Consider the following 14,114-nt stretch of genomic DNA (forward strand, 5'->3'; position numbering starts at 1 on the left):
TGGACGCCGACCCCGCCCTCACCCACGCAGGGCGAGAGCCAGCCAGGCCGCGGTGGCGGCACCCGCTGCCGCCACGGCGGCGAGCAGAGCCAGCACTCCGGCCCGGACCCGCAGTTGCGGCCGGCGCCCCGGCGGCAGGGTGTGAGCCCGCGTCGGGTGCTGCGGGTCGTACAGCACCGGTACCCGGTCGCCGGGCGCGTACGCGGTGCCGTCCGGCCGACACCATGGAGCGTCCGTCCACCCGGTCCGCTGGTCCGGCAGTTCGAACGCGACGAGTGCGCGGGCGTAGGGGTTGCCTTCGCTGTCCTCAAGATGGCGGATCGAGTCCACCCGGCCCGTGGTCCGCACCCCGCGCCGGTGCAGGCCCAGACTCCGAACCGCCTTCCGCGCCAGGCGCACTGACAGCGTGGCGGTGGCCGCCGCGGTCACCAGGCCCACGAGAACCAGCGCGAGACCTCCCATGGCCGCCAAAATACCTTCAGCAAGGGTGAGTTGAGTGACGATCGAGAGGATTCACCGCCGCCGGCGGTCCCCGGGTGGGCCCGGCGGAGGCGGGTCGGGCGGTGGTCGGGTGTACTCGACGGCCGTCGGCGGAGCGATGAGCGATGTGCTAATGGACAGTCACTGATGACGGATTGAACTAGCGCCATCCGGGGTGTAGTTGACGCATCCGGGTCCGGCGGGATGGCGGTCGGGGTGCGGTCCATGCCGGGATCCCGCGGGTTGCGGTCCGGTGAACGGCCGCGCGGCGATGGGCCGCTGCCGTCGGGAGTGGACGAGGTTCAGGGCCTGCGGTCGTGGTCGTCCCGGGGCCGGCTGCGGCGCCCGCTCCTGCGACGGCGCAGCTGCCAGACGGTGAGGGCGACCACCACCAGGGCGGCGAGCAGAATGGCGGTGGTGCGCCCGACGATTCCCTCGACACGGCTGTAGGCGCTGCCGGCGAAGTATCCCAGCAGGGGGAAGCCGGTGCCCCAGGTCATGCCGCCGAGGGCGTTGAAGAGCAGGAACCGGGGGTAGGGCATGCGGGAGACGCCGGCCAGGGCGGGCATCGTCGCCCGGAAGAACGCGATGAAGCGGCCGGCGAAGACCGCCACCGGGCCGCGGCGGCGGATCAGGTCCTGCGCTTCGGCGAGGCGCCGGCGGTGGCGCCGCAGCGGCCGGGAGTCGAGGATTCCCGGACCGATACGACGGCCGATCTCATAGCCGACCGAGTCGCCCACGACGGCCGCGCCGACCACGGTGAGGATCAGCCAGCCGATGGAGACCCTGCCCTGGTGGGCGAGGACGCCGCCGAGCACGGCCGCGGTCTCGCCGGGCAGTACGAAGCCGAAGAAGAGGGCGTCCTCCGCGAAGACCACTGCGGCGACGACCGCGTAGACCACCGGGCCGGAAAGGCCGCGCAGCCAGTCGGTGATCGAGTGCATCGGCCGCCTCCGTGCCGGCTTCCCCGCCGGTCCTGTTCCGCTCAATGTAACGCGGGCGGTCCGGGTCGGGGTGGCGGCTCGCGCCGGGACGGACGCGCGTCGGGGAGGGCGGCTCCTCGGCCCGGATCCGTCTGGCAGTCCGTCAGACGGCTTTCTGTACAACCCCATCGGGCTGACGCGATACCCGGCTCCGCCGTCGGCGCCCCGACGGTCCGGCGGGCGCAGCCGTGGTGCTGATCGTGCTCTCGATGGCGGCGCGGCCTCGCCCTACTGCGGCGATCCCGCCCTGCCGAGGCGCTCCGGCCAGGCCGCGCACGGAGGGTGAGGTGACCGTTCGGAGTCTTGCGATTGCGAACCGTTATGAGCTGGGTGAGGCTGGCGATCGCCGCCCCTCTGCGGCCTCAGATCACACAGCAAAGGTTGTTTCATGCGTAACAAGCGGATCATTGCGGCACTTGCCGGTGTCGCGCTCACCGGAGCCATTGCCACCACCGTCCAGGCGAACGCGGCCACCGTACCGGTCCCGCAGACCGCCGCCGCCCACGCGAGTCAGGCGGACCAGGCGCAGTCGCTCCAGCAGATCCACGAGCTCGGCCTGCTCGGCGACCTCACCAGCAGGGTGGACGACGTCGCGCAGACCGTCAAGACCAACCCCCAGCCCGACAAGGCCGATTTCCAGGCCCAGGTGGACGCGGCAAGGGACGCCGTCGCCACCCTGCAGGCGGAGACCGACAAGGTGGCCACCAGGCAGGGCGCGGCACCGCGCAGCCTTACGTCCGACCTCGCCAAGCTCAACACCGACCTCGCCAAACTGCTGGCCGATGTCCTGGCCGGCAACGCCGCCGCGATCCCCGGCGACCTGGCCGCGATCGCCGCTGACCTCGTGGCCATCCTCAACGACATCCTCGGCGTCCTGGACGCCCCGGCGGCCGCCCAGGCCGCAGCCGGGCACTGACCTCACCGTTCCGCGCCCGCCCCGCCGCTCTCGGTCGGGCGGGCGTCGGCCTGTCCGGTCCCGCCGCGATCCGCAGGTCAACACCGCGGAGTGGGCGGCCACTTCGGGCAGCAGACTGGTCTCCCCGGGGGCTCGGTGCGGCTGATGGCCGCACCCTGCCGGACCCGGGCAACTCCCGGCCGCTCGTCGTCACCGCTCGGGCGGGCGGCCCGGATCGCGCAGCCGGTCGAGCTCGCGCCGGTCGCGCTTGGTCGGCCGCCCGGCACCCCGGTCGCGCAGGCCGACCGAGGCGATCTCCTCGCGGCTGGGCGGAGGCGGGCTGTTGTCGACGAAGCACTCGGCGGCGACGCCCGCACCGACCCGCTTGCTGATCACCCGGGAGACGACCACGATCCGCTCCCTGTCCTCCTGCTGCAGCCGTACCTCGTCCCCGGGCCGCACCGGCTGGGCCGGCTTGACGCGCGTGCCGTTGACGCGGACGTGCCCCGCCCGGCAGGCGGTCGCCGCCAGTGAACGGGTCTTGGTCAACCGGACCGACCAGATCCAGCTGTCGACGCGCACAGTTCCCTCGTCCGAACTCATACCCCAGACCCTATGACCTGCGCGGTGCCGCCCGGACGGCGGTCCCGGCTCCCGCGCACCGCTCGGGCCACGCCGTGCCGCGCGGGCACGCCTGATCCTTTCCGGCTGTGCGGGCGAGCCCCCGGAACGGCGGGAGGGGCGGCCGTTACCTTTCCTTCGTGATGAACCACCAACCGGACGAGGATCCGGACGCCACCGTGGCCCGCGAGGCCATCGACGAGTACCTCACGGCGCGCTCCGAGCACTGGCGGCAGATCGCCATCGCGACCCGCGACAGCGACCGGCAGGCCACCTACCACGCAGCCGAGAACCGGCTGACCCGCTGGCGCGAGCACGGGGAGCTGGACAGCTGGGTCGCCAATGACGTGGTGGAGGCCGCGAAGCAGAACGCGGCCCGCGAGCGCCGCGAGGCGATGGCCACCCCCGTGGGGAGCGCCGTGGCCGAGGCCGCCACCCAGCGCGTCCAGGCCGTCCGGCGCTGGTGCCGCGCCCAGGGCTACGTCCTGGCGGACGACGTGGCCGAGGGGGAGTGACACCGCTCTCGGCGGGATGCGGACCCGCCGCCTTCCGCGTCTCCCGCCGCAGAGCAGGTCTCCCGCCGCAGAGCAGGAGGTGCGGAAGGCGGCGGACGGCCCGGCGGCGGGGAGCGGAGAGGCCGGGGGCGGGCGGCCACGGGGGAGCGGGCCATGTGGTCAACCGTCGGACGGCCCCTCGATGTGCCCGGGTGCGGTGAGGCCTGACGGCCGGCGGTGCGGCGAGAGCCGACCGCCGGCGGCACCGTGGCGTACGACCGCCCGCGCCGAAGGCCCGGCCGGGATCAGCGGTCGATCTCCCAGACGCCGGTGAAGACTCCGTCCAACTCCTCCTCCGCCGTGGGCAGGCCGGGGAGCGGCCGGGGCGGGCCGGAGCGGAACGAGTCGAGGACGATGGCGAGGTAGCGGCGCCAGGCCTCGGGATGGACGGTGGCGAAGGCCGGGACGGCGCGGCAGACCGGTCCCATCACCACCAGCAGGTCTGTGGGTGTGACGTCGGTGCGCAGGGTGCCCTGCTCCTGGGCGCGGGTGACCAGGGTGGAGACGGTCCGGGTGTTGCGCTCGATGGTGTCGGCCAGCGCCCTGATGTCCGGGCTGCTCATGGTCACCAGGTCGTTGATCCCCCGGTCGGCGGCGACCAGGGCGAAGATCCGCTCGAAGTAGCGGGTCAGCGCGGTCCAGGCGTCCTCGATCTCCAGCACCTCCTCGGCGGCCTCAGCCAGCTCGGACAGTGCGTCGGCGAACACCTCCTCGATCAGCGAGTCCCGGGTCGGGAAGCGCCGGTAGAGCGTCGCGTTGCCGACACCCGCACGGCGCGCGATCAGGTCGAGCGGTGCGCCCAGTCCCTGCTCGGCGAACACATCGCGGGCGGCGGCCAGCAGCAGTTCCCGGTTGCGCTGGGCGTCCCGCCGCAGGCCGGGGGGCGCGGCGGCCCGGTCGGGCACGGCCGTTCCGGCGGCCCCGGTGCGCCTCCCGGTCGCCTTCCGGCTCCTCGGGCGGTCTGCGGGCTTCTCGGAGTGCTCTGGCATACCCCGACCCTAACAGGAACCGGGGACACCTCCCCGGTTGCGCTACAGTCGGTTCCGGAAGTGGGGAGTGCTCCCCGATTAATTTCCGCCATGTTCTCCCGCCATCCTCCGATCAACAGGGGTGTGTGATGCCATCAACCAGGACGGCCTCGCGCGGCGTCAGGGCCGCCGACTGGGCCGACGGCCGGCTCGGGGTCTACTCCCTCGCCAAGGCCAACCTGCGCAAGATCTTTCCGGACCACTGGTCCTTCATGCTGGGGGAGATCTGCCTCTACAGCTTCGTCATCATCATCCTGACCGGCGTCTATCTGACGCTGTTCTTCAAGCCGAGCATGGCCGAGGTGGTCTACCACGGCCCCTACGCCCCGCTGGACGGCATCCGGATGTCGGAGGCGTACGCCTCGACCATGAACATCAGCTTCGAGGTGCGCGGCGGTCTGCTGATCCGTCAGATCCACCACTGGGCGGCGGTGGTGTTCGTCGCCGCGATGTTCGTGCACATGATGCGGGTCTTCTTCACCGGGGCGTTCCGCAAGCCGCGTGAGATCAACTGGATCTTCGGCTTCCTGCTGCTCTTCCTCGGGATGCTGGACGGCTTCTTCGGCTACTCGCTCCCGGACGACCTGCTGTCGGGCACCGGTATCCGCTTCATCGAGGGCACCATCCTGGCGCTGCCGCTGGTCGGCACGTACGTACAGATGTTCCTGTTCGGCGGTGAGTTCCCCGGCACCGACATCGTGCCGCGCTTCTTCACCATCCACGTACTGCTGATCCCGGGCATCATGCTGGGCCTGCTGGTGGCGCACCTGATCCTGGTCTTCTACCACAAGCACACCCAGTGGGCCGGTCCGGGCAGGACCGAGAAGAACGTGGTCGGCATGCCGCTGATGCCGGTCTACATGGCCAAGGCCGGCGGCTTCTTCTTCCTGGTGTTCGGTGTCATCGCCGCCGTATCGGCCGTCGTCGCCATCAACCCGATCTGGGCGTACGGGCCGTACCGGCCGGACCAGGTGTCCACGGACGCGCAGCCGGACTGGTACATGGGCTTCGCCGAGGGCCTGATCCGGGTGATGCCGGGTTGGGAGGTCCGGGCCTGGGGCCACACCCTCAACCTGGGCATCCTGATCCCCTTCCTGCTCTTCCCGCTGGTGCTCGGCGCGATCGCGGTCTACCCGTTCGCCGAGGCGTGGATCACCCGTGACACCCGCGAGCGGCACCTGCTGGACCGGCCGCGCAACGCGCCCGTCCGCACCGCGCTCGGGGCCGCCTGGATCAGTGTCTACCTGGTCCTGCTGGCGGGCGGTGGCAACGACCTGATCGCCACCCATCTGCACCTCTCGCTCAACGCGATCACCTACGCCGTGCGGATCGGCGTCTTCGCGGTACCGGTCGTCGTCTTCCTCGTCACCAAGCGGTGGTGCCTCGGCCTCCAGCGCCGGGACCGCGAGAAGGTGCTGCACGGCCGGGAGAGCGGAATCATCAGGCGACTGCCGCACGGTGAGTTCGTCGAGGTCCACCAGCCGCTGACACCCGAGCAGTTGCACCGGCTGACCGCACACGAGCAGCACCGGCCGCTCGAACTCCCGGCCGGGACCGACCGCAACGGGGTCGAGCGCAGGGCCGGAACGCTCGCCAGGACCAGGGCCCGGCTGTCCACGGCGTACTTCGGACCGGCCGGCCAGATCGCCAAGCCGACCGCGGCCGAGCAGCGCGAGCTCGCCGACGGACACCACGCCGACGCCCACTGAGCACCGTGTGACGTGCTCCCGCCCCATGCTCCTCTCCCCGTTCTCCGGCCCGTGCCCCTTCCAGGCGGGCGGGGCGCGGTCCCGTGATGCGTTCCGCAATCCCTCATCGGTCCCGGACGACGTCGAACCACCTCGGATGAACTCGGAGCTGTGACATGACGACGACAGCGCTCCACGAAGAGCCGGCCGTACAGCGCCGGACCGCGCAACTGGCGGCCCGCCGCCACCTGTTGCTCACCACCGCCGACGGCACCCCGCTCACCGCTCCGACCTGGGTGGTGCCGGACGGCGCCGCGCTCGGGGTCTGGGTCCCGGCCGACAGCCGGGCGGTGCGGCAGGTGCGGAGGGGCTCGCGGGTGTTCGTCGTTCCGTGCGACGGCCACGGCAGGGCGACCGGTGCCCCGGTGCCCGCCCGGGCCGCCGTCTGCGACCCCGACACCACGGCGCGCTACCGGACTTCGCTCATCAACAAGTACGGCCTCACGGCCCTGCTCCGGCTGGCCCGCGCGCGTCTGCGCAGCGGCCTGGACGGCACCGTCGGCATCCGGCTGACCCTGGTCGACCGGGAGTGGCTGCTGACCGGTGAACCCTGGCGGCCGCCGGGCTGGTACAGCCTCAACTAGGGCGCGTCCGGCCGCCCGAACTCCGGGTACGGGAACCGCGCGAGGGCGATACGGAGCCCATCGCGCGGTTCTCCGCCGTCCCCGTTCCGCTCCCTCCGGAGAATTCACTATTTGGTGGTAAGCATTCGCCGTTGTGCGTGCCACGGGCACGGGCGCCCCTAGGCTCTGATAGTCAGTCAGTCGGTGTTCCCCCGGAGCCCCGGACGCCCGTGGCGTTCCCGCCCTCCGGGGCGTTCCCGGTTCCCCGGGTATCTCCGATGCAGCCCTCACCTCTCGGCGAAAGAAACGAGGCATTCGTGTCGCTGGCAGCCCCGCCCCGCGCCGCCGCGCGTTCCACCGCCTTCCCGGCCGAGGTGTCGAGCCACCGCTGGCAGGGGTACCACTGCGAGTCGCGGCTGGTCAGGACGAGCGCGCCGCGTATCGCGCCGGTGCTGCTGATCGGCGGCGCGTTCCAGACCAAGGAGACCTGGGGCCGGTTCGAGCGGGAGTTCCTGGCACACGCGGACGTGCTGACGGTCGACCCGCCGGGCTGGGGCGCGGGCGGGGTCCTCCCGGACCGCTACGGAGCCGACTTCCTCGCCGACGCGCTGGTCCACATGCTCGACGAGACGGGGCTGCCGTCGGCCAACATCGTCAGTGGCTCGTACGGCACCGCCATCGCCTACCGGCTGGCCCAGCGCCACCCCGAACGCGTCCGGCGGATAGTGCTCATCGGCACCATGACCGCCATCCCCGAGCACGCCCGGATCGCGATGCGCCGCACCATGGACCTCCTGGCCGAGCGGCGGATGCAGGAGTTCGCCGAGGCCTCGGTCGAGCTGCTGATGAACGCCGACTGGGGCGCGTCCGTCACCGCGGGTGCGCGGGTGCGCCGGTTCCTGCTGCGCCGGCTGCTCAACCTGGGCGCCGACGAGGTCGAGCAGACCTTCGCCAACACCCACCGCCTGCTCAGGCACGAGATGGTGGACCCGAGCCGGGCCCCGGCCGCTCCCGTCCTGGTCACCACCGGCGAGCACGACACCTTCACCACGCCCGACCTCTGCCGGGCGCTGGCCGCCACCTGCGAGGACAGCTGGTTCGCGGAGGTGGCCGACGCCGACCACATGCTGCACCTGGAGCGGACCGGTGAAGTCGCCGACCTGGCCACCAGGTTCCTGGCGGAGGAGTCCCTGTCAGGGCTCCCCTACTGCCGCGGCGTCGAGCGGATCTCCCGGCCCGGCAGAGGACATTGACGCGGGGCCGTAACCGCTTCCGAGGGCAACTCGTTGGCAGACAGCGGTGGTTCGGCCGCGTTCGGTGTGACGGTGTTCGGGCCTGTCGCGTTCGGTGCGGCGGCTGCGGTGGATCGGCAACGGGAGGCCCACGGGTATGCGTATCCAGCTCATCACGGTGGGCACCATGGGCTCGGTCGCGCCGTACACCGGCCTCGGGCACCGGCTGGCGGCCGAGGGCCACGAGGTGGAGATCGTCACCCACGCCAAGTACGCCGAGGCGGTGACCTGTTGCGGCCTGCGGCTGCGCCCGCTGGCGGCGGACCCGTTCGAGGCGCTGGTCGGCGCGCACGGCAGACTCCGGGACACGGCGCCCGCACGGGGTGCCGTCCACCGGCTGCAGGAGCTGCGATCGCTCCGGCAGGCGGTCGAACCGGCCACCCTCGGACTCGTGGACGGCATCCTCGACGCCGTGGACCCCAAGGCCGACCTGCTGCTGCTGTCCACCCTCGCCGCCCCGATCGGCGGGCCGCTCGCGGAGTACCACCGCATCCCCAGCATGGGCGTGTTCCTCCAGCCCGAGGTGCCCACCAGGGAGTTCTCCCCGTGCGCCATGGCCTGGCGGCCCCCGGGCCCGGCCAACCTGCTGCGCGGCCGAGCGGCAAATGTGCTGGTCGACGGCCTCTACGGCCCGGCCCGGCGGCGGCTGTTCGCCCGGCTCGGCCTGCCGCACCACGGCGGCGGCCGTCTGCGCCGTGAGCGGGAGCGGAGCCGGTGGCCGATCTGGCACGGCTACAGCCCGTCCGTCGTCCCCCGCCCGGCGGACTGGCGGCCCGGACTGCACGTCGCCGGGTACTGGTGGCCGCACGAGTGCCCCGACTGGCAACCCCCGGAGCTGGTCACCGACTTCCTCGCGGCCGGTCCGCCTCCGGTACTGATCGGCTTCGGCAGCATGACGCCCGGCGACCCGGTACGGCTCGGTGAGATCGCCGCCCGGGCCCTGCGGCAGGCCGGGCTGCGCGGGATCGTCCAGTCCGGCTGGGCCGGGCTGTCCGTGATCGACGATGACGTGATCACCGTCGGCGCCCTTCCGCACGGCTGGCTGATGCCGCGCACCGCCGCCGTGGTCCACCACGCCGGAGCCGGTACCACTGCCGCCGCGCTGCGCGCGGGGGTGCCGGCCGTACCGGTCCCGGTGATGACCGACCAGCCCTGGTGGGCGGCGCGACTGGTCCGACTGGGCGTCAGCCCCGAGGTGCTGCCCTGTGCCGGGCTCACCGCCGGGCGGCTGGCCGGGGCCCTGACCCGGGCGACCGGCCAGGCCGGCTTCGCCAGGCGTGCGGGCGCCCTCGCCGCCCGGCTGGCGCAGGAGGACGGGGCGGGTGCGCTCGCCCGAGCGATCGACGGCCTCGGCGGCTGAGGCCGCGCCACCGTCGGCGCGCGGACCGGACTCCCGGGCCCGTCTGACGGGGCACCCCGGACTCCCGGGTCCCACCGGCCGAGGACGACCCGAACGTCCAAGCCCCACCGACAGGGCGCCCGGAACTCCCAGGCCCCACCGACAGAGGACACCCCACGTGACATCACCCGCGCCCCCGCTCCCGGTCGGTGTCCGGACGTCGGCAGGCACCCCCATGCCGCCGCAGGACGCCTGGTTCCACCGGCAGCAGCGCAGCGGCGCGGCCTGTATGACGGTCGCGGTCCTCGCCTGGTTCGAGGGCCCCGCACCGACCCTCGCCACCCTGCGCGAGCTGGCACACGAACGCCTGCGGGGGTACGAGCGCCTGGGCCTGTCCGCCACCCAGGCCGCCCCTTCGGACTGGCCGCGCTGGACCCGCGAGACGGGTTTCGACCCCTCGCGCCACATCCACGCGGAACCCCTGACCACCAGCCCCGACGAGCTGGTGGCCCGCCCGCTCGACCCCGGCCGGCCCCCGTGGCAGCTGCACCTGCTCCCCGGACCGGCCGGTGGCGGCTTCGCCCTGCTGCTCCGTGCCCACCACGCGTTGCTGGACGGATGCTCCCTGGTCGCGATCCTCCGGACCCTGCTCGACGGCCCGCCGGTACCGCCGTCCGAAGCTCCACCTGGGCAGCGGACCCCGGCCGGTCCGGGACGCCAACTCGGCTGGGCCCTGTCGGATCTGCTGCCGCGCGCCCGCCCACTGCCGTTCCACGGCCCGGTCGAACCGCTGCGGACCCTCGCCTTCAGCCGGATCCCGCGAGCCGAACTCGACGCCGCCCGCGCCGCGTTGTCGCCGGATCCGGCGTCCGGCAACGCGGTGTTCCTGGCCGCGACCTCCGGCGCGCTGCGGAGGCTGGGCCTCACCGGGCGCCTGCCGCTGCTTCCCGGGGTCTGCGCGCTGGTCCCCGTCGACGTGCGCGGCGCCGATCAGGGGCTGCTGCTCGGCAACCACTACGCCACCGTCCGGGTACCGCTGCCCGTGCGACGGCAGCCGAAGCGGCGGCTGGCCGCCGTGCACGGCCGCACCCACCGCGACGAGCTCAGGCAACGGGCCCGTGCGCAGGCCGAGCTGGTCGCACGCCAGCCGCTCCGCTACACACCGCTCGGTGCACTCCTGGGCCGCTATGTCGACTCGCCCCGGTACTTCTCCGTCCTGTGCTCCAGCGTCGCGACCCGCGCGAGCCGGCTCACCCTCGGCCCCGCCACCGCCACCGGCTTCGCCCTCGTCCCCCCACTGGGCCCCGGCCACCCGCTGGCCGTGACCATGGCCCACCACGGCACCAACGCGGTGGTGACCGCCATCACCGACCGCCGCCATGCGCGACTGGCAGGCCCGCTGGCCGACTTGATCCATGAGGAGATCCGCTCCCTCGGCTGCTGACCCGCCCTCACCGCCGCCCGGCCGAGCCCCCGTCCGGGCTCTCGGGACGGTGGGCTGCGGAGGGCGCACGGCCGGCCGGACCGTTCACCGGATGTCGTCCGAAGACCGTTCATCCTCCCGTGGTGGACGGCCCTTCGGCCTGCCCGGAAGACGGACTCGGCCAAGCTCTTGCTCGGTTGAGCAAGAAGCCTTACAGTTTTGCTCATGCCAGCAAAGAACAGTGTGAGCGAGCAAAACGCGGGCAGGACCTTCACCGAGTCGGCGCGGCGGGCGCAGATCGTGCAGGCCGCCATCGAGGTGCTCGCGGAGGTCGGTTACGCCAAGACCTCGTTCTCGAAGATCGCCAAGCAGGCCGGTCTGAGCAGCACGGGGATGATCTCGTACCACTTCAAGGGCAAGGACGACCTGATGCACGAGGTCGTCACCGAGGTGATGCGGGTGGCCGAGGCCCATATGGTGCCCCGGATCGAGGCGGCCGACGGCTACCGGGGCCGGCTTCGGGCCTTCATCGAGTCGAACATCGGGCTGCTGACGGTCTATCCGAAGCATCTGCCCGCGCTCAACGAGGTGCTCACCAACCTCAAGGGGGACGACCCGCACCGGATCGGCTTCGTGGGAACGCTGAAGGCGATGATGGGCATCCAGGAGCAGCGGATGCGCGAGGCCCAGGCATCCGGGGAGTTCCGGGACTTCGACGCCAAGGTGATGGTGACGGCCCTTCGCGGAGCCATCGACGGCGTGATCGCCCGCTCGGTGCTAGACCCGGAGCTCGACATCGCGGCCTGCGGGGCCGAGCTGGCGGACATCTTCGACCTGGCCACCCGCCGTATGCCGTAAGGGAGACCGGCAGGCGGCGGCAACAGTCAGGCAACGGCGAACAGTACGGCACAGAGAGAATCACAGGGGGAGACCATGAGTGAGTCAGCGGTACGGACCATCGAGCCCACCGAGAAGCAGAAGGCCGCCGCCGCACGCCGGCAGCTGATCCGGTCGCTCGTCTTCGAGCTGGGCATTCCGCTCGGCGGCTACTACCTGCTGCACGGCCTGGGCATGAGCCAGTGGGCGGCGCTCACGGTCAGCGGCCTGCTGGTGCTGCCCTGGCTGGCCCTCGGGATGGCCAGGCGCCGCCGGATCGAGGTGATGCCGGTGTTCACCCTGCTCCTGCTGGTCGTCGGCGCTCTGATGTCACTGGTGACCGGGGATCCCAGGACCTTGCTGATCAGGGACAGCTGGCTGATCGGTGTGCTCGGGCTGTGGGTGCTGGGCACGCTGCCGACCCGGCGGCCGTTCATGCTCACCACCTCCCGCTCGGTCGTCGCGGCGAAGATCGGTGAGGACGGCGCACAGGAGTGGCTGCGCAACTGGGACCGCGATCCCGCCTTCCGGCGGCATATCCGGGTGCTCACCGCCGTCTGGGGATCCGGATTCACCCTGGACGCCGTGGTCCGGGTGGTGCTCGCCTGCACCCTCCCGGTCGACGCGGTTCCACTGGTGAGCACGGTGCAGTGGCTGGTGGTGCTCGGTGCGCTCTTCGGCTTCCACTACCGCTACGTCACACGGCACGGGCTCAAGGTCTGAGCGGCGGAAGCCGGTCAGACGTCAACTTCGAAGAGAAGGAGCGGAGATGGACACGGACGTTCTCGTGGTCGGAGCCGGGCCCACCGGTCTGCTGCTCGCCAACGAACTGCAACTCGCGGGCGTGGACACCCTGGTGCTCGAACGACTGCCGCAACGCACCGGCCAGTCAAAGGCGTTGAACCTCCAGCCGCGCACCGCCGAGCTCCTCCAGCTGCGCGGCTGGCTGGAACCGGTGCTGAACCGGGCGGTGGCGACCGTCCCCGGTGGACACTTCTGCGGACTGCCGCTGGACTACACGGTGTTCGACACCGCCTTCCCGTACCAGGTCGGTATCCCGCAGGCCAGGGTGGAGGAGTTCCTGGAGGGCAGGCTGGCCGAGCACGGCGTTCCGGTGCTGCGCGGACACGAGCTGGCGGACTTCGCGCAGGACGCCGACGGCGTCACGGCCACGGTGACCGGTGCGGGCGGGCACCGCCGCCTGCGGGCGCGGTACCTGATCGGTGCGGACGGCGGGCACAGTGCGGTCCGCAAGGGGCTGGGCGTCGCCTTCCCGGGCCGGGACGGCCGGATGTCGGCGGTGGTCGCGGACGTGGTGCTCGAAGGCCCAGGCGCGGCGGGCGGCGAGTGGCGGCTACCGGAGTTCGAACCGAACGAGAACGGTGTCTGCTTCCTGCTGCCACTCGGTGACGGTCTGCACCGGCTGGTCCTCGGCGGCCCGGCGCAGCAGGGCGTCGAGCGGTCCGCCCCGGTCACCGAGGACGAGGTGAGCACCGGGCTGCGCCTGCACCACGGTGATGCCGTCCGGCTGCGCGAGCTGCGCTGGGGTTCGCGGTTCACCGATGCCTCCCGGCAGGTCGAGCGGTACCGCGACGGCCGGGTGCTACTGGCCGGGGACGCCGCCCACATCCACACCCCGATGGGCGGCCAGGGCCTCAACCTCGGTGTGCAGGACGCCTTCAACCTCGGCTGGAAGCTCGCCGCCGAACTGCACGGCTGGGCGCCGCCGGGGCTGCTGGACAGCTACCACGACGAACGCCACCCGGTGGGCGCCATGGTGCTGGAGAACACCAGGGCCCAGGGCGTGCTCAGCCTGCCAGACCTGGACGTCCTCTCCCTGCGCGGCATCTTCGCCGAGCTGCTCGCCACGCCGGAGGCCAACCGGCGGATCGCCGGGATGATCTCCGGACTGGACATCCGCTACCGGATGCCGGGGGAGCCCGCGCACCCGCTGCTGGGTGCCCGGCTGCCGGGGATCGAACTGCTCGGCGGGCGCGGCCTGTTGCTGAGTGCCCAAGGCCGGCCGGATCTCGCCGGGGCGGTCGCGCCCTGGTCGGACCGGGTCGACTGCACAGCCCGGGACGGAGGGGACGGGCCGAGCATCCTGGTCCGGCCCGACGGCTATGTCTGCTGGGTCGGTGAGGGTGCGGACGGGGGGTTGCGGGAGGCGCTGCACCGGTGGTTCGGGGCGCCCGCGCGGGTGTAGGGGGCATCCGAGCGGAGCACCGCCCAGGCCGGTATCCGGCCCGGGCGGTGCTCCGACCGCGTACGCCCCCGGCCGGGAGCGCACGCGCCCGGCCGGGCAGCGCCCG

At 72.5% G+C, this 14,114-nt stretch carries 14 protein-coding genes; 10 read left to right on the top strand and 4 right to left on the bottom strand.

The features are described from left to right. Positions 1–18: 18 nt before the first annotated feature. Positions 19–462 carry a DUF3592 domain-containing protein gene (locus ACSMTC_RS37680; RefSeq protein ID WP_436564259.1) on the bottom strand — a complete coding sequence of 148 codons (444 nt, stop codon included), beginning with the start codon at positions 460–462 and terminating at the stop codon, positions 19–21. Between the two features lie 320 nt (positions 463–782). Further along, positions 783–1,424 carry a DedA family protein gene (locus tag ACSMTC_RS37685; RefSeq protein ID WP_436564260.1) on the bottom strand — a complete coding sequence of 214 codons (642 nt, stop codon included), beginning with the start codon at positions 1,422–1,424 and terminating at the stop codon, positions 783–785. A gap of 427 nt (positions 1,425–1,851) precedes the next feature. Between ACSMTC_RS37685 and ACSMTC_RS37690 the strand changes: the two genes are divergently transcribed. After that, a complete protein-coding gene (locus ACSMTC_RS37690) occupies positions 1,852–2,379 on the top strand; it encodes a hypothetical protein (RefSeq protein ID WP_436564261.1) in 528 nt (175 codons plus the stop codon). Positions 2,380–2,568: 189 nt separating this feature from the next. Here ACSMTC_RS37690 and ACSMTC_RS37695 read toward each other — a convergent pair whose 3' ends face one another. Then, entirely contained in the window at positions 2,569–2,961 is a 393-nt protein-coding gene (locus ACSMTC_RS37695; protein ID WP_436564262.1) for an RNA-binding S4 domain-containing protein, read from the bottom strand. 161 nt (positions 2,962–3,122) lie between these two features. Between ACSMTC_RS37695 and ACSMTC_RS37700 the strand changes: the two genes are divergently transcribed. Then, positions 3,123–3,494: a hypothetical protein gene (locus tag ACSMTC_RS37700; protein WP_436564263.1), complete on the top strand. Its 372-nt coding sequence runs from the start codon at positions 3,123–3,125 to the stop codon at positions 3,492–3,494. 284 nt (positions 3,495–3,778) lie between these two features. Here the strand turns inward: ACSMTC_RS37700 and ACSMTC_RS37705 are convergent, their stop codons facing one another. Beyond that, positions 3,779–4,522, bottom strand: coding sequence for a TetR/AcrR family transcriptional regulator (locus ACSMTC_RS37705; protein ID WP_436564264.1), 744 nt, complete (start codon positions 4,520–4,522; stop codon positions 3,779–3,781). Positions 4,523–4,650: 128 nt separating this feature from the next. Here ACSMTC_RS37705 and qcrB point away from each other — a divergent pair, with 128 nt between their 5' ends. The 8 genes from qcrB (at position 4,651) to ACSMTC_RS37745 (ending at position 14,008) form a co-directional block, all read left to right on the top strand. Further along, the gene (gene qcrB, locus ACSMTC_RS37710) at positions 4,651–6,270 is read left to right on the top strand and encodes a cytochrome bc1 complex cytochrome b subunit (RefSeq protein ID WP_436564265.1); all 1,620 of its coding nucleotides are present in this window, start codon (positions 4,651–4,653) and stop codon (positions 6,268–6,270) included. Between the two features lie 155 nt (positions 6,271–6,425). Continuing rightward, positions 6,426–6,893, top strand: a complete 468-nt coding sequence (locus ACSMTC_RS37715) for a PPOX class F420-dependent oxidoreductase (protein ID WP_436564266.1) — start codon at positions 6,426–6,428, stop codon at positions 6,891–6,893. Between the two features lie 296 nt (positions 6,894–7,189). After that, the gene (locus ACSMTC_RS37720) at positions 7,190–8,125 is read left to right on the top strand and encodes an alpha/beta fold hydrolase (protein WP_436564267.1); all 936 of its coding nucleotides are present in this window, start codon (positions 7,190–7,192) and stop codon (positions 8,123–8,125) included. 136 nt (positions 8,126–8,261) lie between these two features. Further along, positions 8,262–9,524, top strand: a complete 1,263-nt coding sequence (locus ACSMTC_RS37725; protein ID WP_436564268.1) for a glycosyltransferase — start codon at positions 8,262–8,264, stop codon at positions 9,522–9,524. A gap of 214 nt (positions 9,525–9,738) precedes the next feature. Next, a complete protein-coding gene (locus ACSMTC_RS37730; protein WP_436564269.1) occupies positions 9,739–10,947 on the top strand; it encodes a wax ester/triacylglycerol synthase domain-containing protein in 1,209 nt (402 codons plus the stop codon). A 204-nt stretch (positions 10,948–11,151) separates the two neighbouring features. Continuing rightward, positions 11,152–11,784 (top strand): TetR/AcrR family transcriptional regulator, encoded by a 633-nt coding sequence (locus tag ACSMTC_RS37735; RefSeq protein ID WP_436564270.1) that lies wholly within the window; start codon positions 11,152–11,154, stop codon positions 11,782–11,784. Positions 11,785–11,859: 75 nt separating this feature from the next. After that, positions 11,860–12,525 (top strand): VC0807 family protein, encoded by a 666-nt coding sequence (locus ACSMTC_RS37740; RefSeq protein ID WP_436564271.1) that lies wholly within the window; start codon positions 11,860–11,862, stop codon positions 12,523–12,525. A 46-nt stretch (positions 12,526–12,571) separates the two neighbouring features. Continuing rightward, complete coding sequence (locus ACSMTC_RS37745; RefSeq protein WP_436564272.1) at positions 12,572–14,008, top strand: FAD-dependent monooxygenase; 1,437 nt, start codon at positions 12,572–12,574, stop codon at positions 14,006–14,008. The last annotated feature ends 106 nt before the right edge of the window (positions 14,009–14,114 follow it).

The organism is Kitasatospora sp. HPM-01-4, from assembly GCF_051374625.1.
Classification (GTDB): Bacteria; Actinomycetota; Actinomycetes; order Streptomycetales; family Streptomycetaceae; genus Kitasatospora.